The organism is Pseudomonas sp. Q12-87, from assembly GCF_001269755.1.
Lineage (GTDB): Bacteria > Pseudomonadota > Gammaproteobacteria > Pseudomonadales > Pseudomonadaceae > Aquipseudomonas > Aquipseudomonas fluorescens_S.
In genome coordinates this window covers 298,163-324,486 of the sequence record NZ_LHVI01000019.1, presented here as the reverse complement: position 1 = coordinate 324,486, position 26,324 = coordinate 298,163, and the positions used below count along the sequence as shown (strand labels likewise).

General features: G+C 62.4%; 18 protein-coding genes. 5 read left to right on the top strand and 13 right to left on the bottom strand.

From position 1 onward, the window contains the following. Positions 1–2: 2 nt before the first annotated feature. The 10 genes from AD663_RS13315 to AD663_RS13270 all read right to left on the bottom strand — a co-directional run bounded on the left by AD663_RS13315 (position 3) and on the right by AD663_RS13270 (position 12,083). Positions 3–5,096, bottom strand: a complete 5,094-nt coding sequence (locus AD663_RS13315) for a dermonecrotic toxin domain-containing protein (RefSeq protein WP_053213897.1) — start codon at positions 5,094–5,096, stop codon at positions 3–5. 229 nt (positions 5,097–5,325) lie between these two features. Then, entirely contained in the window at positions 5,326–5,652 is a 327-nt protein-coding gene (locus AD663_RS13310; protein WP_053213896.1) for a four-helix bundle copper-binding protein, read from the bottom strand. Between the two features lie 147 nt (positions 5,653–5,799). Further along, positions 5,800–6,402, bottom strand: coding sequence for a LysE family translocator (locus AD663_RS13305; RefSeq protein WP_003181629.1), 603 nt, complete (start codon positions 6,400–6,402; stop codon positions 5,800–5,802). 54 nt (positions 6,403–6,456) lie between these two features. Next, entirely contained in the window at positions 6,457–7,293 is an 837-nt protein-coding gene (locus tag AD663_RS13300) for an AraC family transcriptional regulator (RefSeq protein ID WP_003181627.1), read from the bottom strand. A 213-nt stretch (positions 7,294–7,506) separates the two neighbouring features. After that, positions 7,507–7,932: a heme-binding protein gene (locus AD663_RS13295; RefSeq protein ID WP_053213895.1), complete on the bottom strand. Its 426-nt coding sequence runs from the start codon at positions 7,930–7,932 to the stop codon at positions 7,507–7,509. A 67-nt stretch (positions 7,933–7,999) separates the two neighbouring features. Beyond that, on the bottom strand, positions 8,000–8,782 hold the full coding sequence (locus tag AD663_RS13290) for an ABC transporter substrate-binding protein (protein WP_053213894.1): 783 nt from the start codon (positions 8,780–8,782) through the stop codon (positions 8,000–8,002). Positions 8,783–8,926: 144 nt separating this feature from the next. After that, complete coding sequence (locus tag AD663_RS13285) at positions 8,927–9,277, bottom strand: RidA family protein (RefSeq protein ID WP_053213893.1); 351 nt, start codon at positions 9,275–9,277, stop codon at positions 8,927–8,929. Beyond that, a complete protein-coding gene (locus AD663_RS13280; RefSeq protein ID WP_053213892.1) occupies positions 9,274–10,647 on the bottom strand; it encodes an NAD(P)/FAD-dependent oxidoreductase in 1,374 nt (457 codons plus the stop codon). Before AD663_RS13280 ends, AD663_RS13285 begins: the two co-directional genes overlap by 4 nt. Continuing rightward, a complete protein-coding gene (locus AD663_RS13275) occupies positions 10,640–10,969 on the bottom strand; it encodes a (2Fe-2S)-binding protein (protein WP_053213891.1) in 330 nt (109 codons plus the stop codon). The genes AD663_RS13280 and AD663_RS13275 overlap by 8 nt, the downstream gene beginning before the upstream one ends. Then, positions 10,959–12,083, bottom strand: a complete 1,125-nt coding sequence (locus tag AD663_RS13270) for an FAD-binding oxidoreductase (RefSeq protein ID WP_053213890.1) — start codon at positions 12,081–12,083, stop codon at positions 10,959–10,961. Before AD663_RS13270 ends, AD663_RS13275 begins: the two co-directional genes overlap by 11 nt. Before the next feature lie 159 nt (positions 12,084–12,242). On the opposite strand from AD663_RS13270, the gene AD663_RS13265 reads away from it, so the two are divergent. The 3 genes from AD663_RS13265 (at position 12,243) to AD663_RS13255 (ending at position 15,322) form a co-directional block, all read left to right on the top strand. After that, positions 12,243–13,148 (top strand): LysR substrate-binding domain-containing protein, encoded by a 906-nt coding sequence (locus AD663_RS13265; RefSeq protein ID WP_003181611.1) that lies wholly within the window; start codon positions 12,243–12,245, stop codon positions 13,146–13,148. A 141-nt stretch (positions 13,149–13,289) separates the two neighbouring features. Continuing rightward, entirely contained in the window at positions 13,290–14,375 is a 1,086-nt protein-coding gene (locus AD663_RS13260) for an aromatic ring-hydroxylating dioxygenase subunit alpha (protein ID WP_003181610.1), read from the top strand. Beyond that, positions 14,372–15,322: a PDR/VanB family oxidoreductase gene (locus tag AD663_RS13255; protein WP_003181609.1), complete on the top strand. Its 951-nt coding sequence runs from the start codon at positions 14,372–14,374 to the stop codon at positions 15,320–15,322. The genes AD663_RS13260 and AD663_RS13255 overlap by 4 nt, the downstream gene beginning before the upstream one ends. Before the next feature lie 237 nt (positions 15,323–15,559). Here AD663_RS13255 and AD663_RS13250 read toward each other — a convergent pair whose 3' ends face one another. Continuing rightward, entirely contained in the window at positions 15,560–16,273 is a 714-nt protein-coding gene (locus AD663_RS13250) for a GntR family transcriptional regulator (RefSeq protein WP_003181607.1), read from the bottom strand. A 138-nt stretch (positions 16,274–16,411) separates the two neighbouring features. Then, positions 16,412–17,443 carry an Ldh family oxidoreductase gene (locus AD663_RS13245; protein WP_003181605.1) on the bottom strand — a complete coding sequence of 344 codons (1,032 nt, stop codon included), beginning with the start codon at positions 17,441–17,443 and terminating at the stop codon, positions 16,412–16,414. 243 nt (positions 17,444–17,686) lie between these two features. Between AD663_RS13245 and AD663_RS13240 the strand changes: the two genes are divergently transcribed. Both AD663_RS13240 and AD663_RS13235 read left to right on the top strand, forming a co-directional pair. Continuing rightward, positions 17,687–22,525 carry a dermonecrotic toxin domain-containing protein gene (locus AD663_RS13240; protein ID WP_053213889.1) on the top strand — a complete coding sequence of 1,613 codons (4,839 nt, stop codon included), beginning with the start codon at positions 17,687–17,689 and terminating at the stop codon, positions 22,523–22,525. 185 nt (positions 22,526–22,710) lie between these two features. Then, entirely contained in the window at positions 22,711–23,715 is a 1,005-nt protein-coding gene (locus AD663_RS13235) for a FecR family protein (protein ID WP_003181602.1), read from the top strand. A gap of 65 nt (positions 23,716–23,780) precedes the next feature. Here the strand turns inward: AD663_RS13235 and AD663_RS13230 are convergent, their stop codons facing one another. Next, the gene (locus tag AD663_RS13230) at positions 23,781–26,129 is read right to left on the bottom strand and encodes an acylase (protein WP_053213888.1); all 2,349 of its coding nucleotides are present in this window, start codon (positions 26,127–26,129) and stop codon (positions 23,781–23,783) included. Positions 26,130–26,324 lie beyond the last annotated feature (195 nt).

Below are 26,324 nucleotides of genomic sequence, written 5' to 3'. Positions count from 1 at the left end.
GACTAATTCAATCGCCGCGACCACCAGGGGCTGACCAGGCCGGTGGTAATACGCCTCACCATGGCTTCGACTTCACGGCTCTTGACCGAGCGATAGATGGCCATGGTGCGTCGTAGCTGATCCTCGCTCAGCATCACCGGCGCGCCTGCGGTCCACTCCACATCCGCCACGGCTTCGAGCCTCACCCGTTGCCAGACGATGCCAGTAGGTAGCGTGATGGACTCCAGCGCGCTGGGCAGGTCCACGTCCGGTTGCGCCAGGTTGTCCAGCAGCACCTGGGGCCAATGGGAAGGGTCCACCGGTTCGCTGAAGGCATCCACCAGGCTCTCTTCTACCGTGTCCCAGACGGCCAGGCCTTCGGACCAGTCCCGGGACATCAAGCCCAGGTAGGGTCGCCAGGTCAGTTCACCGACGCGAGGCGTCTGGTCGTTACCGTTGAAGGTGTCCTGGGCATCGCTGAGCCAGTTGATGAACCCCTCGCGGGTCATCGCCGCCCGGCGCTGCGCAATCTCCGGATAGCGGCTGCTGAGCACCCGGCTCCAATAGTCATGATGACTGACGAGGAAACTTGAGAACGGCACGGCCTGGGAGTCGAGGCGCGCCCGCTGGACCACTTGGAACATCTGGAAATGCACTTCCAGTTCGGCGACGTCTGGCACCAACCGGTCCAGGACGCGCGCTTGCAAGCGGGTGCGCAGTTGAGCCAGTTGCTGGTCGAAATCCGCGATCCGGGTCGAGAGGTCGGCGTAGAGATCGGGGAATCCAGTGTAGTACTGCAGGATACTCGTCGCCCGTTGACGATCTCCGAAGGCCAGCCCGCCCGGCACTTCGGCGTCGGCGTCACGGATGAGGCCGCAGTACCAATCGATGAAACGCCGCCCCCCGGCATCGTCGCGCGCCACCTCCAGTGCTCGCTGGAGTTCAGGGAAGTTTTCCAGCCAGTCGTCGGCGGTGTAGCGAAAGGCCTGGGTATCCACGGCGCGCAGGGTCCCGATCTGGGCGCTGGGGAGCGGATTGTCTTCAAGCCACAAGCCGAGGGTATTACCCGTCGGCATGTTGCCCAGCGCCGGAATCAGGTCACTTTGGATGTCAGTGATGCGGTTGCCCTTGAGGTCGATGAAGATCGGTTCGGATGAAGACTTGGACAGCAACCGCAATGCCAGCGCCGGCACGCGCTCCAGCGCTGCGTTGGCCAGCTCCAGCGCCTCAAGGGATACCAGTTCGGGCAGGTCAGGCAAATCGCGGCAGTTGTTGCCGCTCAGGCGCAAGTCCCTGACAGTCGTGGCCGTTCGCAAGAAGGCGCTGCCCTCCTCGTCCAGGCGCAGGCCACAGCGCGTCAGGTCCAGTGTGCGCAGCCCTGGCAACGCGGTGATGGCCTGCAACTCCTCGCCAGTGAAATGCACATTGTCGGACCAGACCAACTCGCGCAGCGCGGGCAACTGAGCCAGGCGGCCGATGGCCACGGCCCTTTCGGCGCTGGACGCTGCCCCGCCGCTGACCTCGGACAGGTTCAGTTCCTGTAGCCGAGGAGCACGGTCGGCGCCCAACAGCGGGGCGAATGCATCCGCCTTCAGGTCGAGCGGATTCTTGCCCAGTGACAGTTCCAGCAGGCTGCGAAACTCGCCGACCGCCGCCGGCACTGCGGTGAGGCGATTACCGTGCAGGCGCAACGTTTCGAGGTTGGGGAATAGCCGCAGGAAATCCGAAGGGTCTTCAGTGAGGCCCGTATGGGCGAGCATCAGCTCTTCGATGTGCTCGAAACGCGCGCTCAGCGGCGGAAGCCGGCCAATGTCCCATCCCGACAGGCGCAATATCAGCTCGCTGTCCTCCCGGCTTGGATCGGGCTCACGTCGCCAGGCCCGACGGATTTCCTTCGCCACTTCCCTGCGCAGCGTGAGCAGCTCTTCACGTTCGTATTGGCTCTCGACAGGGTGATGAAAGTCCTCCTCGACTTCCCACTGGCGCAGCCCTTCATCCAGGGTCGCCCAGTCATTGGTCAAGCGGTTGACCAAGTCATCCAGGCTGATGCCCTCACGTCCGGCCTGTTCAGTCAGGCTGTGCTGAAGCCGCGTGAGGGCATCCCCGGCGTAATAGGGAAACAGCCGTTCGAGACGAGCCTGGAGGCTGCCGCGCCAGCGCTGCAACGGTAGCCGCCCGCGCCCGCTCAGCGGATAGCCCAGGCGTTCGTTCAGCCATTGCGGTCCGGGCCCGGCGCTGTCGAGGGCCTTGAGCTGCAAGAACCGGCGCAGGCCTTGCCGATCGCCAAGGGCCTGTTCGAGCAATACCTGGCGCAGCCGGGTCGCTTCCCAGATGTCCAGGTCCAGCGCCTTGCGAGCTTCGTCCGGTAAAGCGCTCAGCAACGCCGACTCCAAGCCGCCTGCCCCGAGTTCGTGACCCTGTTCGTCAAAAGCTTGATAGGTCGAGTTTTCCTCACGAATCACTTTCAATGGCCCTGCTTCGCCCACTTCGAGCGGTTCCAACAGCTCGGCCGATTCAAGGCGCAGGTTCAATCGACCGCGCAAAGAGCGGGTTTCGCCAAGCAGACCCATGACGATGCGGTCGCGGTCGGGGCTGCTTTCGCCGCGTTCCAGGGCCCGCAAGGCGCGGGTCAGACGCAGCTCACCCAGGGCCTCGACGCATTGCTTGGCCAGGGTTGCGGTTATCCGGCCGGCTTGCAGGCGCAGGCGGTCCTGGCCTTGAGTCTGGCTGGCCAGCTCGTTGGCGATGGACTCCGGCAGGCTGGGAAAAGCACGGACCAAGGGAGCCGCCAACGGCTCAAGCACGGTGGGCCGCGCCATGCCTGCCAGCACTTGCGTGGCATTGCGCTCCAGATATCCGGACCAGCGCCCGGCCAACAACCGACTCAGCTCCACCGGGCGTAAACCCAGGGGGCTTTGCCCCAGCAGTGCGCGCTGCTCATCCGCGCTGAGCTCGGTCAGGATGCGATCTGCCCAGGCGTCCAGTTGCAGGTCTGTTCCGTGCACATCGAGAACGCGCCTGGCGGTGGTATCACCCGCCGAATGAATCCGGTCACCGTCGTGATAGCGCAGCAGCAGATCCCTGGGCCACCCCGGCAACTCGGCGAGGGTCTGGGCGATTCGAATCGGCACGCTGCCCGGCGGCTCATCGCGCCGCAGGCGGCCCATGACCTGCTGCAGCGCTTGCCAGTTGCGTGTTTCATCCAGCGCTTGGGCGAAGATGGCCGGAATCGGCTGCCCGCTCACTTGCAAATAACGCAGGTGCGCCTCGTCAATGCCCACCTGCCGTTGCACGGCAAGAAGGGTTCGGTCGTCGAGTTCGTCCGGTGTCTCGGCAAAGTCTCGTAGCAATTCCAGGCTGCTGCGCTGCAACGGGTTGCGATGGGCCCATCGCCAGCCGCGTGAACGGCTCCATTCCAACAGGGGCGTCACGCCCCGATGGCCGGCGGGCAGGCGCAAGTCCAAGGCATCGGCGCGCCCTTGCACCTCGAAATAATGGCCCTCGACCTGCACCCAGGCCTGGTTTGCCGTCCGCCAGACACCCCAGGCGTCCTGCTCGGCTTCCATGGGAGGCCGGCCTCGGGCCTGGAACGATGTGACATCGCCATTCCAGAGACGCGTCGTGCCGTCACTCAACGGCATGGGTTCGACAGCGCCACCGACGAAGCCGAGATACGCGCCCTGAGCGATGCCGAACAAAACGTTGAAGATGTGATTGATGCCTTCCTGCGCGTGGCCTTCGTTGAACGCCTGGATGCCTTCGAAAAACTCGTAGACCAAACGCACCCCCCCCACCGCTGCGGCGGCCATGCCGATGGGCGCGCAGAACGGGATGAAGCTGACGGCAAGCATTAGCGAGCGCTCGGCTAGGCTTTCCCAATATTCCAGGCGTGCCAGCAGCGCCTGCCAGTCCACGACTTTGGTAGGCACCATCAGTGTCGAGGCGTTCGCCAGGGTGTGGGTGCGCCACTCGTGATAACCGTCGGCCCAGTGACTTTCACGCACATCGCCCAGGCTCCAGGGCACGCGGGGCGCCGGAACCCGGATGCGCCGGGGGTTGTCATCCTCGCCAGGCTCGCCATCGCGCCATCCGACAATGCGCGCGTGGATCTCTTGGAAAAGATTGGGGTTGTCCTGTATCTCCCATTCCACCTGGTCATGCAGCGCCTCCCCCAACCGGGCTTGCAGACGCATCGGGAGGTAACGCATCAGGCTTGTGCGGTAGCTGCGCTTGCGTACCCGCTCGGTCAGCTGCGCAGCCATGGCCTGCAAACTGGGGAATTGCTGGATGGGTGCAACCACGTCGTGGGGCATGTGCAAGACGACCGGGCGCACGCCCTTGGCGTCCCCTGCCATCCCCCAATACACCCGAGCACCGAACAACGGCACGGACAGCACTTCCAGTGCCTTGACTTCACAGACCAGGGGCGCGACCGGTGGATCTTCGAGCTGCACGCCGACATGGGCCAGCAAGCGCTCGCCAGTCTCGTCCAGGCGTCCATCCAGCTTCGCCTCGTAGGCGTCATAGACGAGCTGGCTGCACGCATAGGCCATGTATGCCTTGGCGACGGTCGGCGTTTCATTGCCGATTCGCGGCAGCCGCTGTTCGAGCAAGCGCTGATAAGCCCCACCCGCGTCCACGCTTCGACACAGCTGCGCGAAATCGGCTGGGGCCATGGGCAATGCCGCGATAGCCGAGGGCGCGCCCCAACGATAAAACTCTGCCGGCTGGCCCTTGATGAACAGCTCGCCTTTTTTATCGAATTCGCTGTCAGTGGCTGCGTCGGCGGGCGGAAAGTTGCGCATTGCGGCTTCGATCACCGACAGCGAGGCCCCAAAGGGCTCGCGCCTGACCCTCGCCCGTCGTATCGCATCCTTAGCGCTACCGGCGCCATTGACCAAGCGCCATGCCTGCACGGCCGGCTGCGCCTGCAACAGGTCGAGGGTAAACGTGTCGGGAGCGGCCAGGTCGGTCAGCAGTGCGTTGAGCGCATCGCTGTCGCGCTGTAGCTGCTGGGCAATGGCCTTGAAACGCTCCTGGCGCGGCCGCGAAGCGTGTTTGAGCCAGGCGGGTAACCGGGCCTGGATAAAATCGACGTGAGTGTCGAGGGACGACATGTAGCACCTCCTTCCTTGGGGGCGATTGAGCATTCGAAATAGGGCAAGGCGCCAAGCGTTGGCGCGACCGATGCTCTCCAAATCGGTGCTTTTATGAAACCCCGCAACCGTTGCAAGGGGTTGCATACCATCGCGAGCAAGCTCGCTCCCACGATGGACCATTGCAAAAACGGTGGGAACGAGCTCGCTGGCGACAGCGGCGGTTCAGTTACGTCGATGCCTTTGGAAATCAGGCCGCCATGCGCTCGCATTCGGTTGCGCAAGCCTGGCAAGCCCTGGCGCATGCCTGGCAGTGCTCCGCGTCGTGCTTGGCGCACTCCTCAGCGCACGCGCGGCAAATACTTGCGCAAACTTTGCACAACGCTGCGGCGACGCTGCTGTCTCGCTTCATCAGCGTGGCGGCGAGACGGCACAGGTCGGCGCAGTCGCGGTCCAGTTCGATGCACCGGGCCATCATCTGTACGTTCTGTTCGCGCAGGCAGGCGGATGCGCAGGCCTCACAAGCCATTGCGCAGGCAACGCATTCGGCGATACATGCCTCGTACTGTGTGTTCATGGAGAATCTCCTCTAGCGAAGGTCGATTGATCGTTGTACCGCGCCTGGACAGGGGCGGTACTCGGTCGACTGTTTCGGCGTACGAGGGGTTTCGAAAGAAAAATTACAATTTCGTCAGGTAGATTTGCGCCCACGTCGATCGAGGCGCTACACCACCAGCGTCAACCATGCCGACACCAGCAACAGCACCGCCATGGCCCGGTTGAAACGCCCCATCGCCACGGCGGAACGACAGAATCGGGCTGCGCCACGGCCCAGGTATGCCCAGACCGTCATGCACGGGATCGAAATGGCGAAGAACGCCAGGGACAGCCAGAGGACGCGAACGGTACGGTCGGCCTCAGCCCCTGCGAAGACGCTGACCACCGCCAGCGCCATCATCCAGGTTTTCGGGTTCACTAACTGCAATCCGGCCGCCCCCGCCAAGCCCAGCCGCGGGCCTTCAACCGGCCGGTCGGGGTCGATGGCCTGGGCCGGTGCGCGGAAAATCTGCCAGGCCATCCAGCTCAGCCAGGCGATGCCCGCCCATGAAAGCGCCGTTTGGATCGAGGCGTGGCGCGCCAGCACATCGCCCAGCCCCGTGCCGACCAGGAGCACCAGCAAGGCCGCTGCGGCGCAGGCGCCGAGGATGATCGGCAAGGTAGTTGCCAGACCGAAGCGCGAGCTATGGCTCAGCACCAGGATGTTGGTGGGGCCTGGGGTGATGGAGGCGACAAATGCAAACAAGGCAAACGGCAATAACTGGTCCATGGAGCAACTTCTCGGTGAAGGATCGATCGCTTGATCATCCCCAAGAAGTCCTGCTCAGTCTGGAACAATTGAGCAGCGCTTGCGATAGTCCGCCGGGCTCAGTCGATAGGCACGCTGGAACCAGCGCCCCAGGTGGCTCTGGTCGGCAAAACCAAGCACGGCCGCCACGGCCACGGCGCTTTCGCCACGGGCCAGCAAACGCCGGGCGCGGGCCAGGCGCAGTTGGATCAGGTAGGCATGGGGCGCCAGGCCAAAAGCGGCCTTGAACGCACGGGTCAAGCGGAAACGATCGACGCCGGTCACCTGCGCCAGATCATCCAGCCCGATGTCTTCATGCAGGTGGCTGTGCAGATAATCCCGGGCCTGTTGCGCCACCAAGGGCAGTCTTGGGTCCGGATTGATCCGCGCCCGCCAATGCAGGTGTTGGGTCAGGTTGGCCAACAGCGTATCGAGGGCCGTCTGGCGCACGATGCGGATTTCCTCCTCGTGCAGGCTCTGGAACGCCAGGGCCGTGGCGCTCGCCAGGCGTGCGTCGTCCGTCAGGGTGGCGGCAAACCCCAGTTGGGCGTTATCTGGCGCTTCGTCGAACAACGAGCGCAATTCGCGCTCCAGCCAAAGGGGTTCCAGGTACAGCGTGCGGTAGGTGAAACCCTTGTCGTGGGGCGCGTGGCCGTCATGCAACTCGCCGGGTTCAAGCAGGAACACCTTGCCTGGCGTGCTGTTGTGCTGCTGGCGACGGCAATGAAATTGCTGCACGCCCTGCTCGGTCACGCCCACCAGGTACGCATCATGCCAATGAGGGTCATAGGCATGCCCCTCGAAATGCGCGCGCACGGTCTCGATGCCAGACGTGGCGTCCTGCTTGAGATCGATCCAGTTGCGCGCTGTCATGAGCCGCCTCGTAGTGTGTATCCGTCCGGAGCAGATTAACCGCTGATGGCGATGACGTCTGGAAGATTTGTGCAATCCCTTTGTGTGGGCTTGCTCGCGGTCGCGGCTCAACATCGATGCAAGCTGACACGACGCCTTCGCGAGCAAGCCCGCTCCCACATTGGGTCTGTGGGTGGCCCTTGTTTTGTGGCGCCCACAGGTCGACTGTCAGCTTCAGGCATCCGGCGTGAGAGTCGACAACACAATCTCCACCGCCAGCCGGGCCAGTTCCGCATCCTGCTCAGCCTTGACGCCGGACACGCCGATGGCGCCGATGCATTGGCCGTCGTGACGGATGGTCACGCCACCTTCGAGCATGCCTTGCAGGTGCGGGGCGCTGAGGAAAGCGTAGCGACCGCCGTTGATCATGTCCTCGAACACCTTGCTGTCGCGTCGCCCCACGGCGGCGGTGCGGGCTTTCTCGGTGGCGATATAAGCCGATAGCGGCGAAGCGTCGTCCAGGCGCGACAGCCCCAGCGGATGGCCTCCATCGTCTACCACGCAGATCGACACCGCCCATTCCCGCTGATGCGCCAGATCCTTGGCCGCTACCAGCAACATGGCAACGTCTTGCTCAGTGAGTACCGCTTTGGTTTTCATGAATCACCCCGTGCGCTGTTACAGAAAGCCCGCCAGGCAATGCCTGCGGGCCAAGACCTGCCAATGATTATTCGCCGTAGATATCGAAATCAAAATATTTCCGGCGAATCGTGTCGTAAGTGCCGTTGGCGCGGATCGTCGCCAACGCTTGGTTGAAGCGGCCTGCCAGCGCGTCGTTCTGGCGCACGGCAATGCCGATACCCGTGCCGAAATATTGCTCTTCGGTGAAATTGGGACCGATAAATTCGAAATCCTTTCCTTCGGGACGCTTGAGCAGGCTTTCGTCGATCACCACCGAACTGGCCATGGTCGCGTCCAGGCGCCCGCCCAGCAGGTCGAGGAAGATTTCGTTCTGCGAACCATAGCGGACGACCTCGGCACCCGCCGGGGCAAAGTGATCGGTGACATATCGATCGAAGTTGGTCGCCCGCTGCACGCCGATCCGCTTGCCTTTGAGCTGCGCGGGTATATCGCTGATGCCGCTGCCCTTGCGAAACACCAGGCGGGCCGGGATACGGTAGTAGCGGTCAGTGAAATCCACCGACTTCAAGCGCTCGGGGGTGATGGACATGGAGGAAATCACCGCGTCGACCTTCTTCACCTTGAGCGCCGGAATCAAGCCGTCGAACTCTTGTTCCTGCCACACGCAGCGGACCTTCATCTCGGCGCACAATGCCTGGCCGATGTCGTAGTCGAAGCCGACGATGGTGTTGTCCGGGGTTTTCGAGGCGAACGGCGGGTAAGCTGCCTCGATGCCGATACGCAGGGAGGGTTCGGTGGCGTGCACACTCGCGCCGAAGGCCAGCAGCGAGACGAGGCCGAGTTTCAAAGCAATGCGTTTAACGTTCATTCATTTGCTCCAGATGCGATGTTATTGGTTCCGGACGCTCCACAGAAGTCGTCCGTTATGGCAGCGGCAATGTGAACAAGCCCGGGCGACGACTCTGGCGGTCGCCTCGCCGGTAACGGCACAGCGGTGTCACGGCCAGCGGCCTCAGACCGCCGCGGTGACAATCAGCTCCAGCAAAATCTCGGGGTCGTCGAAAGCCACCTGGGCCGTGGCTCGGGCCGGGGTTTGCGCGGCGTCGACCCAGTCGCTCCACAGCGCGTTCATCGCAGCGAAATCCCGGCCCATGTCCTTCATCCACATCTGCACGCTGAGCAGGCGCTGCTTGTCGCTGCCCGAAGCGGCCAGCAATTCGTCCACCCGTTGCAACACCTGGCGGGTCTGGCCTTCGATGCCCTGGCTGCAATCGGCGGCGACGATTCCGCTGAGCCAGGCCACGCCGTTGTGCACGACGCTGCGGCTCAGGCGTGGGTTGCTTTCGATGCGTTGAATACTCATGAGGGTTCCTCGACGGGGAGAGTTTCGCCAGCCAATTGGGCGAGCGTGATGGGTTTTAGAGGCGAACGGATGCGGTAGTAACCGACTTCGGCGGGCGTTACCTGGCGATGCCCGGCGATGATCTCGGTGACGCTCAGGCCGCACTGGCGCCCCTGGCACGGGCCCATCCCGCAGCGACCGAAGGCTTTGGTCTGGTTCGGCCCCAGGCAGCCGAGGTCGACATGACGGCGGATGTCGCCAGCGCTGACTTCTTCGCAACGGCAAACCGTCACGTCGTCAGCGGGAATACGGTGTCCTGGCGGGGGCCGGTACAGCGCATCGAGCAGCGGCCGTGCGGCGCGAGCGCGATGCAATGCCTGCTGCACAGGACGGGCCTGCGCCGATTCGCCGGCCATCGCCAGGGCGGCCAGGCGACCTTCCAGTCGTGCGACCCCAGCGCCGCCGATGGCGCCACTGTCACCGGCGATGAAAATGCCCGGCACGCTGGTTTCGCCCCACGCGTCGCGGCGGGCGACCCAGCACAATTGCTGTTCGCTCCAATCGTGTTCCAGGCGCAACGACCAACTGATCTGCGTGTTCGGCACCACGCCCTGGTGCAGCAGGATCAGCTCTGCGGGGATGCGCTGCCGCTGGCCTTCGCTGTCGAAAACCAGGGCGCGGGCCCGATCCGTCCCTTCAACCTCCAGGTTGCAGGCACCGCGAACATGCCGGATGCCGGCGCGTTTCAATTCGGCCAGCAGCCCGAGCCCTTTCAGCAGGTCACGCCAGCCGCGCAACGCGGCGGGAACCATGCGCCAGGCCCGCAGCAGATCGCCGCGCTTACTGGTGTCCACCAGGGCCTCGATGGCAATGCCGGCGCGCAGGTATTGCACCGCCAGCAAGTACAGCAAGGGGCCACAGCCGGCCAGCACCAACGGACAAGCCGGCACCAACGCCGCGCTCTTGAGCAGGATTTGTCCGGCGCCAGCGGTCATGACGCCCGGCACGGTCCAGCCGGGGATTGGCATCGGTCGCTCGAAGGCACCGGTGGCGATCAACAGATGGCGCGCCTGCAAGACCTCGGCGCGGCCTTCGATCAGGTAGTGAACCTGGCGTTGCGGCGTCACTTGCCAGATCGCGGCGTTGGGCAGGTAGCGGGCGCCGCACTGGAGGAAATCGGCGGCCAGTTTCGCCCCGACGTTGTAGTCGTCGCCCAGCACGGCACGGCGGCGGGCGTCGGCTTCCAGCACCTGGCGATAAATCTGCCCGCCCGGGCTGGCCTGCTCGTCCAGCACCACCACCGACATACCGTGGGCCCTGGCTTCCAGAGCCGCGCCCATGCCCGCCGGTCCGGCACCAATGATGATCAGGTCGATGGCGGCGTTACTCATCGGCGCGCGCCTCCCGCAGGACCAGGTCGGCAGCCCCACGTTGTCGGCGCACGCGCAGGCCCGGACGCACCAGCACCAGGCAGGCCTGCACATTGGCTTGGCCGTCGACTTCAACCAGGCATTCAAAGCAAACGCCCATCATGCAATAGGGCGCGCCGGGGCGGCCATTGACAGCGCTTTCGCGGGTATGGCGAATGCCGCTGGCAAGCAGTGCCGCAGCCAGGGATACATCGCCAGGCACGGACAACGACGTGCCCTCGAATTCGATTTGCACGGTGTGAGGGTTCGAGGCCAGCGGCCGGAACAGGCAGTCAGCCGACATGGCGCACCTCTGCTTGCGGGTTGAAGCGTTGCAGGCCGAACAGCTTCACTGCCGGCTCGTCGAACTCGCCGGCAATCCACGGCGCCAGGCGCAAGGCGTGGACCGCCGCCAACGTCACGCCGCTGTGGCAGCTGACAATCGACAACCCCGGACAGGCCTGGGGCGCTTCGTAGATCGGCAAGCCATCGGCGCTCATCACTCGCAGCGCGCCCCAGGCCCGCACCAGGCGCACCTCGGCCAATCGTGGGAAACACTGCACGGCGCGCCGGGCGATCATGGCCATGACCTGGCTGCCAGTGCCGTCGTCGAAGCCGGCGGACTCGTGGGAATCGCCCAGTTGTACTGTGCCCTCGTCGGTCTGGCGCACATAGGTGGTGGGGTAATGCAGGAAAGGCTTGAGCCGTTCGGTAATCAGGATCTGACCGCGATTAGGCTGCACCGGTACATCCAGCCCCACCATGGCTCCCAACACGCGATTGCCCAGACCCGCCGCTAGCACGACTTGACGCGCCGCCCAGCGCTGCGGCCCTGCGCGCAACTCAAAACCCGTCGCAAGCGCCTCGATTGCGTCGATGTGGAGGCCGTTGATGAGCTTTACCCCACGGGACAGACAGGCCGCGTAGAGCGAGCGAAGCAGCTTGAGTGGGTTGACGTGGCCATCCATGGGCGAAAAACAACCACCCACCACCTCCGGCCCGACGCCGGGCAAGCGGACACGCAGTTGCGCGGCGTCCAGCAGTTCATAGGGGTAATCGCCCTGAAGGGCTTCACGCAGCCAGCCGAGGCGATGACTTTCCTCGTTCATTTCGGCATCGCTCAGGCATAGCTGGAAACCGCCCTGCTGACGCAGATGAACATCGATGCCGGTGTCGGCGTGCAATGCGCTGGCCAAGCGCGGCCAGAGCGCCACCGAGTCGCGGGTCCACTGCGCGTAAGGGCTCATCCGGTAGCCCTTGCCCTGGACCCACAACAAACCGAAGTTGCCCCGGGCGGCGCGAATGGCATCGTCACCTTCGTCGAGCACGCTCACTTGGCGCCCGAGCAGGGCCAGCCCATAAGCGATGGACATCCCCACCAGGCCGCCTCCCACGACAATGACATCAGTTTTATGCATGGTTCTCTAATCGCTGTGGTCGGCACCGGTTATCGGGTGGATTACCCGCTTTTCGGCTCTATTGACGAATTGCAGACGATCCTAGGGCGGTGTCGGCGTGATGAAAAATGCTTTATTTTGGCCAGCTCATGTCTTTTTGTAATGGGTTGGACAACCGCTATGAACCTTCGCCAACTGGAAGCCTTTCGTGCCGTGATCCTGGGCCAGACCGTGACCCGCGCCGCCGAAATGCTGCACATCTCGCAACCGGCGGCGACCCGGCTGATCGCCAGCCTGGAAGAGGACATCGGCTTCAGCTTGTTCGACAGGGTCAAGGGCCGGCTGCAACCCACCGCAGAAGCCATGACGCTGTATCAGGAAGTGCAGCGCTCGTTGTTGGGCGTGGAGCGCATTGCTCGCACCGCCCAGGACATTCGCACGCTCAAGCGCGGTTCGCTGCACATCGCCTGCGCGCCGGCCATGGGTTTGTCGTTTCTGCCGCGAGCCATTGCCGCGTTCATGGCCGAGCACGACCAGGTGCAAATTTCCCTGGTGGTGCATTCGTCACGGGAGGTGGTGGACCTGGTGGTGGGCCAGCGTTGCGACCTGGGCCTGATCGTGCTGCCCAATACCTACCCGAGCCCCCGGGCAGAAAAACTCCTGGCGACACGCATGCTTTGCGCCCTGCCCGCTGGCCACCGCTTGCAAGGGCAGATGACGATCCGCCCGGAAGACTTGCAGGGCGAAGCGTTCATTTCGTACCCGCAATCCATCGGCTCGCGCCAACACATCGATGCGATCTTCGCGGCCCACGGCGTGGACCGCCAATTACGCCTGGAAACCCAACTCTCCCTGCCCATGTGTGCGTTCGTCGAGCAAGGCCTGGGAGTGGCGCTGGTAGATGCCATCAGTGCGGTTGAATACCGCGGCGAAGCAATCGTGTTCCGGGCCTTTGAACCGGCCATTGAAATGGACTTCAGCATGCTCCTGCCCGTCCAAGGGCCGATTTCCAGGCTACAAGCCAGTTTCCTGGAGCATATGCAGCGCTTCATCGAGGCGCAGGTGCCGGCGGCCTACCGATTCTGAGCCCAACCTCCAGTTGCTCACCAATGGATCCATTGAAGACAACCAATCATCCGTTTTCACCTTTAAAGCCGTTGACAAGGAAATTAGTTAAGAGGGTTAATGGATCCACAGACAATAACAATACCCGCCTGGAGATCCGTCATGTACCCCAAGAACACTTGGTACGTTGCCTGCACCCCCGATGAAATCGCCGCTAAGCCCCTGGGTCGGCAGATCTGCGGTGAGAAGATGGTTTTCTACCGTGGGCACGAGGGCAAGGTCGCCGCCGTGGAAGACTTCTGCCCCCACCGTGGCGCCCCGCTCTCTTTGGGTTATGTGGAAAACGGTAACTTGGTGTGCGGCTACCACGGCCTGGTAATGGGCGCTGATGGCAAGACCGTCGACATGCCGGGGCAACGGGTCCGGGGGTTCCCCTGCAACAAGTCCTTCGCGGTACAGGAACGCCATGGGTTCATCTGGGTCTGGCCGGGGGATCAGGCACTCGCCGATCCGGCGCTGATCCACCCTCTGGAATGGGCGGAAAATGAAGAATGGGCCTACGGCGGCGGCCTGTTCCATATCCAGTGCGACTATCGCCTGATGATCGACAACCTGATGGACCTGACCCACGAAACCTACGTGCACGCTTCCAGCATCGGTCAGAAGGAAATCGACGAAGCGCCGCCAGAGACCACGGTTAACGGCGATGAAGTGGTCACTGCCCGTCACATGGAAAACATCATGGCGCCGCCCTTCTGGCGCATGGCGTTGCGCGGCAATAACCTGGCCGACGACGTGCCGGTGGACCGCTGGCAGATCTGCCGTTTCACCCCGCCCAGCCATGTGTTGATCGAAGTCGGCGTTGCGCACGCAGGCCACGGTGGCTATCACGCCGCGCCACAGTTCAAGGCGTCGAGCATCGTGGTGGATTTCATCACGCCGGAAACCGAGACCTCCATCTGGTATTTCTGGGGCATGGCCCGGCACTTCCAACCCCAGGACGAGGCCCTCACCGCGACCATTCGTGAAGGCCAGGGCAAGATTTTCAGCGAAGACCTGGAAATGCTCGAACGTCAGCAGCGCAACCTGCTGGATCATCCGCAACGCAACCTGCTCAAGCTCAACATCGACGCCGGTGGCGTGCAATCGCGCCGGGTGCTCGAGCGCTGGATTGCCCGTGAACGCGAATCCCAGGCGGGTTTGATTGCCAGTACTCACCAGCCACAACCGGTGGAGCAACGCTCATGATCGAAGTCCTGGTTGCGGCACGTCATCATGAAGCCCTCGACATTTGCGGCTACGAACTGACCGCTGTCGATGGGCAACCTTTGCCAGCGTTCACCGCTGGAGCGCACATTGATGTGCACTTGCCCACGGGCATGATTCGCCAGTATTCCTTGTGCAATCATCCTGAAGAGCGGCATCGCTATCTGATCGGCGTGCTCAGGGACCCGGCGTCGCGAGGCGGTTCGCGCGCGATGCATGAGTTGATCGAGCCGGGAACCCGCTTGCAGATCAGCGAACCGCGCAACCTGTTCCCCCTCGCCCCCGAAGCGCAGCGCAGCCTGCTGTTTGCTGGCGGCATCGGTATCACGCCGATCCTGAGCATGGCGGAGTTCCTGGCCCAGGACGGGGCAGCGTTCGAGCTGCATTACTGCGCCCGGTCCCGGGAGCGGGCGGCCTTTGTCGAACGCTTGCGCCTGTCGCCTTATGCCGACCGGGTGTTTCTGCATTTCGATGAAGAACCCGACACCCTGCTGGACGCCGCTGCGGTGCTCTGCGCGCCCACCGATGACCTGCACCTTTATGTGTGCGGGCCCGGCGGGTTCATGCAATACATACTCGACACCGCCAGGCACCACGGTTGGGAGGAAACCCGCCTGCACCGAGAATATTTCTCCGCTGCCCCCGTCGATACACGCGCCGACGGCAGCTTTTCAGTGAAACTTGCCCGCAGTGGGCAGGTGTTCGATATACCAGCGGACCGCAGCGTGGTGCAGGTGTTGGAAAGCCATGGCATCGAGATTCCGATTTCCTGCGAACAAGGCATTTGCGGCACCTGCCTGACCCGCGTCCTGGAAGGTGTCCCCGAGCACCGCGACATGTTCCTGACCGAGGCAGAACAGGCCTGCAACGACCAGTTCACGCCATGTTGCTCCCGCTCGAAAACGCCGTTGCTGGTGTTGGATCTCTAACTTCCAGATCCTCCCTGTGGGAGCTTGTGGTTCATTTAGGAAAAATGATGGACCCGTGGCGAGGGAGCTTGCTCCCGCTCGGCTGCGAAGCAGTCGTAAACTGGCGAATTCGGTGTGTCTGATACTCTGCATTTGGCAGGTTTTGGGGCCGCTACGCGGCCCAGCGGGAGCAAGCTCCCTCGCCACAGGTCTGTCTCATTGCCTTAAGTGAACAGCATTACGCTCCACAACGGGCTTTCACTCTGAACGCAGGATCACCTTCATTCGCTCATCCGCCAGTGTCGAGCCGAACACTTCGGCGTAGCGCAAGGTGGCGTTGGCATGTTCGCGCATGATCGCTTCGGCACGGGCGCCCTGGCGATGGATCAGTGCATCGAACACGGAATGGTGCTGCATGTGCGCATAGTTGAAACGGCGAAATTCACCGGCCATGTTCTGGCGGTCCACCGCCAGGGCGGTGACTGAGGCGAAGGGTAAATGATCGTTGCGGGCCAGGGCATCGGCTATCGCGGGGTTGTGGCTGCCTTCGACGATCACCTGATGAAAGCGCATGTTGAGGTCGTGATAGACCTCCAGGTCCTCCTCGGTCACATACCCCTTGGCGAACAGTTGATCGCCTTGCACCAGGCATTGTTCAAGGGTCGCACGAGCCGTGTCGGACAAACCTCGCTCGGCCGTCTGCCGCGCGGCCAGGCCTTCGAGCACCCCGCGTACCTCCACCGCTCCGGCGATTTCCTCGGCGCTGACTGAGCGCACCTGGAAACCGCGTCCGCCGAAGCGCACCAGCAGCCCTTCCTGTTCCAGCGTCCGAAAGGCCATGCGCACCGGCATTCGCGAAACGCCGAATAACTCGGCCGTAGGTATTTCCATCAGCCGCTCGCCCGCCGCCAGTTCGCCCGAGGCGATCATTCTACGCAGCGCAACCAGCACCGTTTGGCCGGGCTTACTCATCCAGTCGTTTTCCGGGGCAAAGAGAGCCGCCATAGTAAAAGGCTTTGGGACAGCGTGTCACGGCAAGGCAACGGCGCTGTTCGCATCACGCACAACCTGTGCAAGCCAATGCGGCTTGCGCAGATTGAGCCGACGCGTTCAGTCGCCGGCCAGCTCGCGCAATTGCGCCAGGGTGGTTTCATCCAGCGTGACGCCGCGCTCGACGGATTTGCTGCGCTCGCGATGACGACGGTCCCCCGGCAGGCGCTTGAGCCCCACGCCGTGCATCTGCCTGACCAGTTCCTGGCTGCGCTCGGCAAAGCCCAGCCCGGCGGCCTTGCTCGGGTCGATCACGATCAGCAATTGGCCGGTCCATGGCGTCTTGGCGCCTGGATGATTGCTCCAGTCAAACTCGAACGAGAAATTGCCCCCCGTCAGGGCCGCCGCCAGCAGCTCGACCATCATCGACAGCGCCGACCCCTTGTGTCCGCCAAACGGCAGCAGCGCTCCGCCCTCGAGAATGGCCTTGGGGTCGCGCGTCGGTTGGCCGAGGCTGTCCACGCCCATGCCGGCCGGCAGCAACTCGCCCTTGCGCGCGGCAATCTGTACGTCGCCATGGGCGATGGCGCTGGTGGCCAAGTCAAAGACAATTGGCTCGCCGTCGGCCCTTGGCGCGGCGAAGGCGATGGGGTTGGTGCCGAACAGAGGACGGTCCGCGCCATGGGGCACCACGCACGTCATGCTGTTGACCACGCTCAACGCCACCAAGCCTTCATAGGCAAAAGGCTCGACATCCGGCCAGAGGGCGGCGAAGTGATGAGAGTTGCGAATGGCCAACACCGCGATACCGGCGCTACGGGCCTTTTCCACCAGCAAGGGGCGCGCTGCGGCCAGGGCTGGCTGGGCGAAACCGTTAGCGGCATCCACCCGTACGAACCCGGAGGCGACGTCCTCGACCACCGGCACCGCCTGCCCATTGACCCAGCCGCTCTTCAGCGTCGAGACATAGCCGGGGATGCGAAACACCCCATGGCTGTGGGCCCCGTCGCGCTCGGCGAAGGCGCAATTCTCGGCCAGGGTCCGAGCGACGTCGGCCGACGTGCCATGGCGCAGGAAAATCTTCTCCAGCAAATTCACCAACGCATCAAGAGACAACGTGCAAGAACCAGCATGATCGGATAGCGCAGACATCTGAAGCTCCAGAATGATTGTTGGAGGTAGCAACAGCGTAGGAGAAAGCATCCGCTGATTAAACACCGCTTCACGCGCGCCCTGTCAATCTTTGCAACACGAAGCCGTGGACGACGTCGTGAACTGAAACGTTCCAAGCGCTGGATGCGATAACTATGTACCACCTTCGCTCACGCGTCGTTGCCTAGTCTGGCCGCTTCATCCACGGCGCCCGCCTTGCGGCGCCTTGATCGAGAAGCGACGATGACCACTGAGACCACGCCACTCCTGTTTCCCGAAGTACTGGGCGCCAGTCGCCTGGACGAGTTGACCACGCCCCACGGGCTGACGCAGGACGACCTCGACTGGCTGCATCACACCGCCCTGCCCAGCCACGCGCTGCGCATCCGGCAGACGCCAGCGATGCACGCCGAAACGATTCTCCTGACGCCCGAAGGCAAGGCTCCGATCCCCCTCGCCGGCTGCTTCACCCTCAGCACCTCGCCAAGTGACGACGCCTCAAGCCCCAAGCGTGCGTTCCTCTACACACCACACGGTGGCCTGGCCAAATTCCCCAGCCTCACAGTCCTGGAACAGCAAGTCGAAAAGCTGCGCCAGACCCCGGAGGGCCGCGACGAACTGTTTCGCTTCCTATCGATTGCGCAACGCAACGAACTCAACGGTGCGACCACCATCACCACGAAACGCCAACGCATCGACGCCGATGTATTCGAGGCCCAGATCGAATCCATCGAACAGGCTCAACGTCTCAACGCCCAGGCCATGGTGGACGAGTTGGTCAAGCAGCCCTCGCTGGCCTCGATGCTCGACCACGTGCTGGGCGAGGTGCTGCCCAATATCGATCATCGGCAGGCTCGCGTGGCGCTGGTGGCGGATGTTGGCTCGGGCGATCCCAAGGCAGACCAGCTGACCCGCCGGATGTCCTTGAGTGATGCGCTGCTGGTGTATTTCCACAACCAGGGCCGACCGGTCGGGCATGACCTGGATCTTATCCATCCGGCGATTAGCGACTCGCCCCACAACACCCAACAGTGGGAAAGCATCCTGAGGGACACCGCGCGGAACCTGATCCCCAGGCTTACCCAGTGCATCGATACCTATTGGAACACCATCGGCCCTTTCTACGCTTCACGCCGGACGTTTCTTTACCGGGTCATCGGCGATGCACTGCGCGCCCGTATCCTGATTGCCCGGGAAAGAAAGCAGATCACCGCAGCACAAAGCCAGGAACTGCTCCGGCTGTACCGGTCGTCGCGCCCGGACGAACCGCTGCTGTTCATCGAAACCGTGCGCCTTTGGGAATATAAGCCGCTCTTCGTCGAGCTCGCGGGCGCCTTGATGATCAGTGGCAAGGAGCACTATCTCTATACCCCTGGCCTGGGTTTACAGACCGTCGACACCTATCTGAGCTTCAAGGACGCGTTGTTCGACGGGTCGACATCCACCGAGCGCAAGGAAGCGCTTTATGGCCTGCTCAGTCTGGAAGAACGCAACCGCTTCCTGCGTTTCGACGCCCCGCAAGTGTCAGGCCAGTCGTTAGCCATGCCGGTATTCGAATCCCTGGGCAACGCGATCATCGACAAGCAGGCGAAGAACCTTCATTTCGCGTTGGAAATGTCCCGCCAGGGCGACATGGACATCCATGCGCTGGTGGACAAGGCCTTGGACATACGCACCCTGATCAATCCAAGCCTGTTGAAGCCCAAGATCGAGGGGCATTGGAACACGCAACCGGCTTTTTACGGGGACTTGCAGCCATCCAACTTCAAGGCCGATCAGCTGGCGCGCAAGATCAAGAGCTATACCAGCGTCGAAGCGGCGTTCAACGCCCTTTTCACCCAGCTGCCGCAATCCACCGACATCGCGCTGGATCATGAACTCAAGGACCTGGTCGGGCAGCTGACCAGCGTTTTTTCCCAGGGGATTCGTGCAGAGGCTGAACTCAGGGAGCTCAACGGAACATTAGCGCCGGCCGCCCACGATCTTGTCAGGGGCGTCTTTGCCTTCGACTCCGACTACCCGGACCGCAGCCAGCGCATCGGTGTGAAGGGCTTCCGGCCTGACGTGTATTGGCTGAAGCTGTCCTGCAGCGCAGACGGCAAGTCGGTCTCCTTGCCGCTCGCCAATTGCTTGCTGCTGACCGAGCGAGGCGGACTGGACACGCCCTATTCCGGAATGGCGATTCTCTGGACGCCGGCCAGTGGCTTGCAGGCCTTCCCCTCGGTGGAAACAGCCACCCGCCAACTGAACCGCGACCTGCTCGATTCCCGCAGACGCTTTGGTTTGCTCGCCAACCTCAACTGCGCCCAACGCAAACCCCATGGGCGCTATCAGCTCGAAGCATTTGAGTTGATCGAGGACAACGTGCTGCTAAACCGGATGAATTCTTTCATCACCTGGTTCGAAGCCGAGCACGACTATCTGCGCACGTTGAAGATCGGTGGCTGGCAGCTCACTGGGCCGACATTGGTAAAAAGCCTTCAAGCGCTGGTGCGCCAAGGGGCCCCGACCAATCTGCCGCGTGCCACGCACATTGCCCAGGCCAACAGGTGGCAACAGAAGCTTCCGGCCTGGCTCGGCACCGCGCCCATCGAGGACCAGCGCCTGCATATCGACCTGCTCGAACAATGCCGCAACAGCATGGGAGACGGCCAGGATTACCTGGACGGCATCGAGCCCCTGCCGGCCTACGTGGAAAAAAAACTGAAGGCATTACTGGGGGCGCGCTTCGACGATAAAGACCTCGACCCTGCCACGCTCCAGATCACGCCGACGTTCGCACTGGCCGGGCCGCCCAGCACCCTGACCGAGTTTGCCTCAAGCCATATCCAGATCACTCAAAACACCCGTTTTACGGTGACTTCGGCCTCGCGCCGCACGCTGCCAGACAATTTGAACGAGGCGGCGGTACAGCAAATATTGCTGTCGCTGGCGATATCCACCGATTACAAAACATACGTCCTGGGCAAGCTTTCCGGCACCGACGAGCAAGCCCGGCAGCGCAAGTGCAGATTCCGCCAGCAGCTACCCTGGCAGCTGTTGCAGCACGCCCATGCCCGACACCTGCAGCAGCACCTTTCCCCGACGGCCTTTGACTTGATTCGCCAGGTGCTGGATATGCCCGATGCCATCGCTCGCCAGGCGGTGCAAGGTGCCGGTGCGTTGATTCGTCCGCTGGAGCTGATCAAGACCGCGGGCGCTTCGGCGATCAAGGCATTGGGGCTTTACCTGATCGGTTCGAGTACGGATGCACAAGCCCCTTACGTTCTGTATTCCCCCTACCACGCCGGTCAGACCTTTACCGAATTCAAGGACGAAACCAGCGTCGTGGCTGCATTCAACCTGCCGGGGGCGCTTCAGGACCTGTTGTTGCGCCGGCTGCCCGACAGCCAGCAAGCCCTCTTTAGGAATTTGTTTTCCTCCACGGCCGGCGCTGTTTCGGAAATCACCCTGGCCTCGAATCCGATCAAAACGAACCTGATCGACACGTTGTTCAACGACAACACCCTGTTGTTATCGGACATGCTGACGACCCAGACAAAAAAAGACCGTCAATTCGATTGGGAAACGGTGCTGCACCTGTTCAGCGCCGGCATCAGGTTGGCCGGCAGGCAATTGCCGGGCAAATTGACCTTTATCGATACCCTCTGGGAAAGCTACCAGGACTTCAAAGGCTCTGCCGAGGCACTGCGGGTGCATGACTGGAAAACCGGTTTGCACGACTTTATCGCCGGCGCCGCGCAGATGGTTTCACTGGGCTTTCTCAACCGCGACGATACGTTCGGCCTGCTCGACCCGATCGTTCCTGCGGCGCCCAAACCCTCGGCAACCACCCCGCCCCCCTGGAAGGATATCGCCACCACGGCTCCCCTGCGGATTAACCTGCAAGTCTTCGAAGCCACTGGCGTAAGTCTTCATGACTTGGAAAAGACTGCCTTCGAGGGCATCTACGCCGACACCCAATCGAGCAGGTTCTTTGTCCCGCTGATGGGTAAAGTCTTTCAAGTGGTAAAAGCCAGGCAGGCCTGGCGCATCATCCATGAGAACGGCGAAGGCCCCCTGCTCAAGCGTTCGGACGACCGCAGGCAATGGGTGATCGATCCCGAGCGACACACCATTCGCTACGGCAAGGTCATGTCGACCCTGGCCTATTCCTACAGCGACTACAAGGCAGCGGGCTCACTGAACATCGAAGCACGAGGCATGAAGGAAATACGCAGGAAATACCCCCGCCATGCCCAGATAATCGTGCAGGGGCTGGAAACGGCTCGATACTATTGCTTCAATGCTCTCCATAATCTCGAGCAGGCCAGGCGACAAGTCCATCCCGGCTCTCGGCTGGACACTTACCTGAGGTCTTTTTTTGGCGTTAATCCGGTCGATGAGAGCCTCATCAGGACTATTCACGCTGCCGTCTCGCCGATCTGCCAGGCATTGGCCGATCCCTCCTGGGAATTGCAGAACGCGAACCGCATCGTCATGGGCAGCCTCAGGAACGTCAACGACCGAGCGACCGCATTCGTGATCGAGCCGCAAGCCAGCGGGCGAATCTACCTTACGGAACTGTTTTTCGACGCAGGACTGGACTGGTACAGGGCCGTCGTTCCGCAGTCGTTCAATGTCGACGCCCATGCCCAAGGGGCGACGCTGATCCACGAAATTTCCCATCAGCTGTTCGACACGCTGGACATCATCTACCTGGACGCCCCTTTGCCGTTTCTGGACCTGATTTCAAGGTCGACCCAATTCGGACGGCAACAATACGACCGGCAAAAAGAGCTACAGCAAAACGGACTATCGTTGACCACGCCGCGCTCCCGGCTGTTCATGGAATGGGACAACGCCGCCAATTCGTTCAAGAGCCTGGAGGCTTTTCCCCAAAACAAGGACACCGTCAGGGAGATCCTGAAGATGACCGGTGCGCGCACCATGAACGAAGCAAGGGATGTCTTCCTGGATTCGCACTTAGCCCAGAAACGCATCGACGTCATACTTCGCAACGCTGACTCCATGACTTTGCTCATTTGTGAACTGGGTCGCCAGCTCGACTCACCCACCACAACACCCGAATCCGGATTTTGACAGCAGCGGGACAGGTCGGCTGTTGATCTTTTTTTCACGGCTTTTATGGGACGCTCTATCCGTGACAGACCGGTACTGGGGCCTTCGACCGGAAAAAAACAGGCCCATTTGATATGCAAACGCCATGACGGCTGTTCTCGGCAGCTCATGCCGAAGGTTAGAATGCGGCAAACCAGGAAGAGTCAATGACCGAACATCCCCTCTCGGAAGCCGAATACGACGCCATTACCGATGCTGCCGCGCATTGGTGCATGCGGTTGCATGCCGTCGATTGCACCGACGCCGAACGGCAGGCGTTCAAGCAATGGCACGATGCCAATCCGCTGCATGCATTCGAATATCAAGCCATGCTGGAGATTTGGGTGGTTGCCGACAACCTGCCGCGGGTCGAGCCAGTGACGCCGTCCGTCCAGTCTTCCCGGGTTCGCTCACGCTGGAGCCGGCTGGCCGTTGCAGCCACAGTCGTTGCCCTGGGTTTGCCCCTGGCCGCATTCACTGGCTGGCACCTGGGCTGGCTGGCCAATTCCTACCAACGATTCGAAGCAGGCACCAGCGTACGCCACGTCACCCTTGGCGACGGCAGCCAGGTGGAACTCAACCTTGGCAGTGAGCTGGTGTTCGCCAACTATAAGAATGAGCGTCGGGTCACCCTGGAAAAGGGCGAGGCGTTTTTCGACGTCAGCCATGACCAGCAGCATCCCTTCATCGTTCGGGCGGGCCAGGGCCAGGTGCGTGTCACCGGCACGCGGTTCAATGTCTGGTTGTATCAGGACCAAGTACGGGTCACGTTGGTGGAAGGCTCCGTAAAAGTTGCCAGCAACCTGGCACTGGCCAGCACCGGCTCGACGCTTTCGCCCGGTATGCAGGCCAGCTACAAGGCCGGCGACGCCCAACCGCAGATCCGCCCGACCGACCCCAATGACAGTGCGTTGGCATGGCGCAACGGCAAGCTGGTGCTCAATGACCTTGCCCTGAGCGACGCGTTGCCGCTGATCAACCGCTACCTCGAACGTCCGGTCATGCTGGCTGACAACAGCACCGGCACCTTGCGTATCGGTGGGATCTACAACCTCAGCGAAGTGCACAACCTGGTGCCCTCCTTGCCCAAAGTGTTGCCGGTCTACCTGACGCAGAACAAGGACGGCAACCCGGTCCTCAATGCCATCGGCCAGCGGCCAACCAATCCTTAAGAAAAAAGCCGTGCCCTGTTGGACGCGGCTTTTGCACAACACACCCAGGGTTATTGCCTGGCGACTTATTGCCTGGCCACCTTGCCCACTTCATCGAGCTCACGGATGATCAGCGCCTGATAGTGTGGATCGGCCTTGATCTGTTGCTCAGTGAAGGGCAGCACACTCCATTGCTTTTGTGAGAATGCCCGAGTCTGGTCAGCCGAATAAGGCGATGCGGGGTCGCTGGAGATCGAAAATGCCAGTAGGCCCTGGGCTTGTGGCCCCTCGCCGTCGAACGTCACCACTTGCAGGTAGCTGGTACCGCTGATCACTTCGCGTTTGCCGCTCGCCCCCGGCACACTCTGGATCGCGTTGTAGATCCCCAGCTCACCCGGTCCGCCGTGGATCGGTGTTTGCCGGTCACCGCTGCTGGTGACCTGGACGTCCCGCCATTGGCTATCATTCTGCAAGCCCATTTTGTTGACCGCCTCCACTGAGGCCAACATGGCTTCGCGCAACGCCTTCAGCACCGATGGCCGATCGATCGCCAGGCCACACGGGGTATGTTGCGGATCCTTGGGGTCGAACGGGACACGCCATATATCGGGTGCAGCCTGCAACCGCGCCATGACCTGCTGGAAGTGAATGAAGCCCAATCCGCTATCCAGGCCAGCCGTGCGATCCCAGGCCTCGAGGCGCCCACATGCCTCGCCCAACACCGAGGCATCCGGCCCCAGGTCGCCGGCGCAAAAGCCCAGCAGGTCGGGCATGACCTGATCGGCGAGGTAGACCTGATCGTCCATGACCATGCGCTGCAAGTCGTCCACTTTCACTGGCCCGCCCTTGGCGAGCTGACCCAGCCGGTCGAGCGCAAAACGCGCCCGCAAGCCCAGCGGCAGATCCTGCTGGCTGATCACTGGCGAATAACCGGACAAAGGTTGGGACGGGTTGACCATCCAGGCCGAATCATTGGAGTTCTGCACATAATCGCGGCGCAGCAACTGCGGCAACTTGTCGGCCGCGAAAATGCCTTTTTGCGCGGCTTTCGCATCGATGTCCCACGCGCATTCGCTGCGTGAGCCATCCAGCACGATCAGTCGCAGCCCGGCCCTGGGATCGCTGCACCGGGCCAGTTTGTCGGTGCCCACGTTTGGCACGACCGAAAGGTTCATATAAAGGCTCTGCCCTTGGTCATCCACCGCCAGGGTATTGACCCACGGAATTCCCTGGATCTTGTGCACGGCGCCCTGAAGATCGGCGAGCGTGACGGCCCGATTCATCGCGTACCACTGAGCCAACACACGGTCGTTCTCCAGGTTTGCGTCGCGCAGGCTATAGGCGAACCGGTTGTCCCAGTCCAGTCGGCCCGGCCATTGCACGATCGGGCCGAACTGCGAGCCGTAGACCACTCGGGACACCGTCTTCAGTTGGCCGTCGGCTTGCTTGACCTCGACGGCGACGGTCTGTTGGCTCATGGGCACCGACTTGCCATCGATGAGGTAGCGGGTCGGGTCTTTCGGGTCGAGTTGCAAGCGGTACAGGGTGAAATGTTTCGATGTATCGACGGTATGGGTCCAGGCCAGGTGGCGGCTGAAACCGATGTTGATCACCGGCAGGCCCGGCAAGGCCGCGCCCATCACGTCCAGCTTGCCGGGGATGGTCAGGTGCATCTGGTAAAAGCGCATGCCACCCAGCCAGGGGAAATGCGGGTTCGCCAGCAACATTCCGCGCCCGTTGGCCGAACGCTCGCTGCCGATGGCCAGCGCATTGCTGCCGCGCTCAAGCGCAAAACGCTGCTGGCGGGCGTCGGCGGTGGCAAAACCGGACGCCGTGTGGCCCACGAGCGCTGTTGCTTGAGGCGGCTGCGCGCCGGCCAGGGCTTCGGCGAACTGGCCGATGCCGCCTTCGACCAGCAGGCGGCGGGTCAACTTGACCAGATCGAACGCCGTGATGGGCCGTACCCACTCGCTGGCGCATTGCTCGGGCAGGCCTTTGGCCTGGCGCTCGGCCAGCGCTCGGTTGTAGCCCACAACATAGCCTTCGAGCAATTGCTGCACCTGGGGCGTCTGGGCTTGCCAGAAAGCGGATACGGCTTGCGGTGTGTTGAGCCAGCTGAAAAACAGATCGCTGACGCGGTTCTCCCGCTGCTCCACCGTAACCTGTGCGGGACCGAAATAGCGGGAGCGCTGGGCGTTGACCGTGACAATCTCATTGGCCAGCAGGCAAAGGTTATCCTGCGCGTAGGCATAGCCGATGCCGTAGCCCAGCCCGCGTTCGTCCTGCGCGCGGATATGCGGGACGCCAAAACTGGTGCGCCGGATTTCGGCACTGGCCTGCGGTACATCGCTACGCGCGTTGACTGCGGGGCTGGCGCCCAAGGCCATCCCCAAAAACACGCCTGCAAGGCCAACCCTCGATAACTGCCCGGACATTCTTGCACTCACTCCTGCTGCCAATTTGAAAAACCAGCACGGTTGCCGCTGCGATCAATCGACCACAGTCGGCCCGCCTGGGCATGCACACGCCGCGCGCCGAAGCGCAATGTGCCTCCCCTTCAAACGAACCGGATGAAAAAAAATTAATGGCCTGCCGACCCTTCGACCACGTGGGTTTGACGAAGCCAGGGC

What these genes read in the sequence shown, in the direction of transcription:
- AD663_RS13315 (WP_053213897.1), bottom strand. Translation starts at nt 5,096, where the DNA reads ATGTCGTCCCTCGACACTCACGTCGATTTTATCCAGGCCCGGTTACCC.
- AD663_RS13310 (WP_053213896.1), bottom strand. Translation starts at nt 5,652, where the DNA reads ATGAACACACAGTACGAGGCATGTATCGCCGAATGCGTTGCCTGCGCA.
- AD663_RS13305 (WP_003181629.1), bottom strand. Translation starts at nt 6,402, where the DNA reads ATGGACCAGTTATTGCCGTTTGCCTTGTTTGCATTTGTCGCCTCCATC.
- AD663_RS13300 (WP_003181627.1), bottom strand. Translation starts at nt 7,293, where the DNA reads ATGACAGCGCGCAACTGGATCGATCTCAAGCAGGACGCCACGTCTGGC.
- AD663_RS13295 (WP_053213895.1), bottom strand. Translation starts at nt 7,932, where the DNA reads ATGAAAACCAAAGCGGTACTCACTGAGCAAGACGTTGCCATGTTGCTG.
- AD663_RS13290 (WP_053213894.1), bottom strand. Translation starts at nt 8,782, where the DNA reads ATGAACGTTAAACGCATTGCTTTGAAACTCGGCCTCGTCTCGCTGCTG.
- AD663_RS13285 (WP_053213893.1), bottom strand. Translation starts at nt 9,277, where the DNA reads ATGAGTATTCAACGCATCGAAAGCAACCCACGCCTGAGCCGCAGCGTC.
- AD663_RS13280 (WP_053213892.1), bottom strand. Translation starts at nt 10,647, where the DNA reads ATGAGTAACGCCGCCATCGACCTGATCATCATTGGTGCCGGACCGGCG.
- AD663_RS13275 (WP_053213891.1), bottom strand. Translation starts at nt 10,969, where the DNA reads ATGTCGGCTGACTGCCTGTTCCGGCCGCTGGCCTCGAACCCTCACACC.
- AD663_RS13270 (WP_053213890.1), bottom strand. Translation starts at nt 12,083, where the DNA reads ATGCATAAAACTGATGTCATTGTCGTGGGAGGCGGCCTGGTGGGGATG.
- AD663_RS13265 (WP_003181611.1), top strand. Translation starts at nt 12,243, where the DNA reads ATGAACCTTCGCCAACTGGAAGCCTTTCGTGCCGTGATCCTGGGCCAG.
- AD663_RS13260 (WP_003181610.1), top strand. Translation starts at nt 13,290, where the DNA reads ATGTACCCCAAGAACACTTGGTACGTTGCCTGCACCCCCGATGAAATC.
- AD663_RS13255 (WP_003181609.1), top strand. Translation starts at nt 14,372, where the DNA reads ATGATCGAAGTCCTGGTTGCGGCACGTCATCATGAAGCCCTCGACATT.
- AD663_RS13250 (WP_003181607.1), bottom strand. Translation starts at nt 16,273, where the DNA reads ATGAGTAAGCCCGGCCAAACGGTGCTGGTTGCGCTGCGTAGAATGATC.
- AD663_RS13245 (WP_003181605.1), bottom strand. Translation starts at nt 17,443, where the DNA reads ATGTCTGCGCTATCCGATCATGCTGGTTCTTGCACGTTGTCTCTTGAT.
- AD663_RS13240 (WP_053213889.1), top strand. Translation starts at nt 17,687, where the DNA reads ATGACCACTGAGACCACGCCACTCCTGTTTCCCGAAGTACTGGGCGCC.
- AD663_RS13235 (WP_003181602.1), top strand. Translation starts at nt 22,711, where the DNA reads ATGACCGAACATCCCCTCTCGGAAGCCGAATACGACGCCATTACCGAT.
- AD663_RS13230 (WP_053213888.1), bottom strand. Translation starts at nt 26,129, where the DNA reads ATGTCCGGGCAGTTATCGAGGGTTGGCCTTGCAGGCGTGTTTTTGGGG.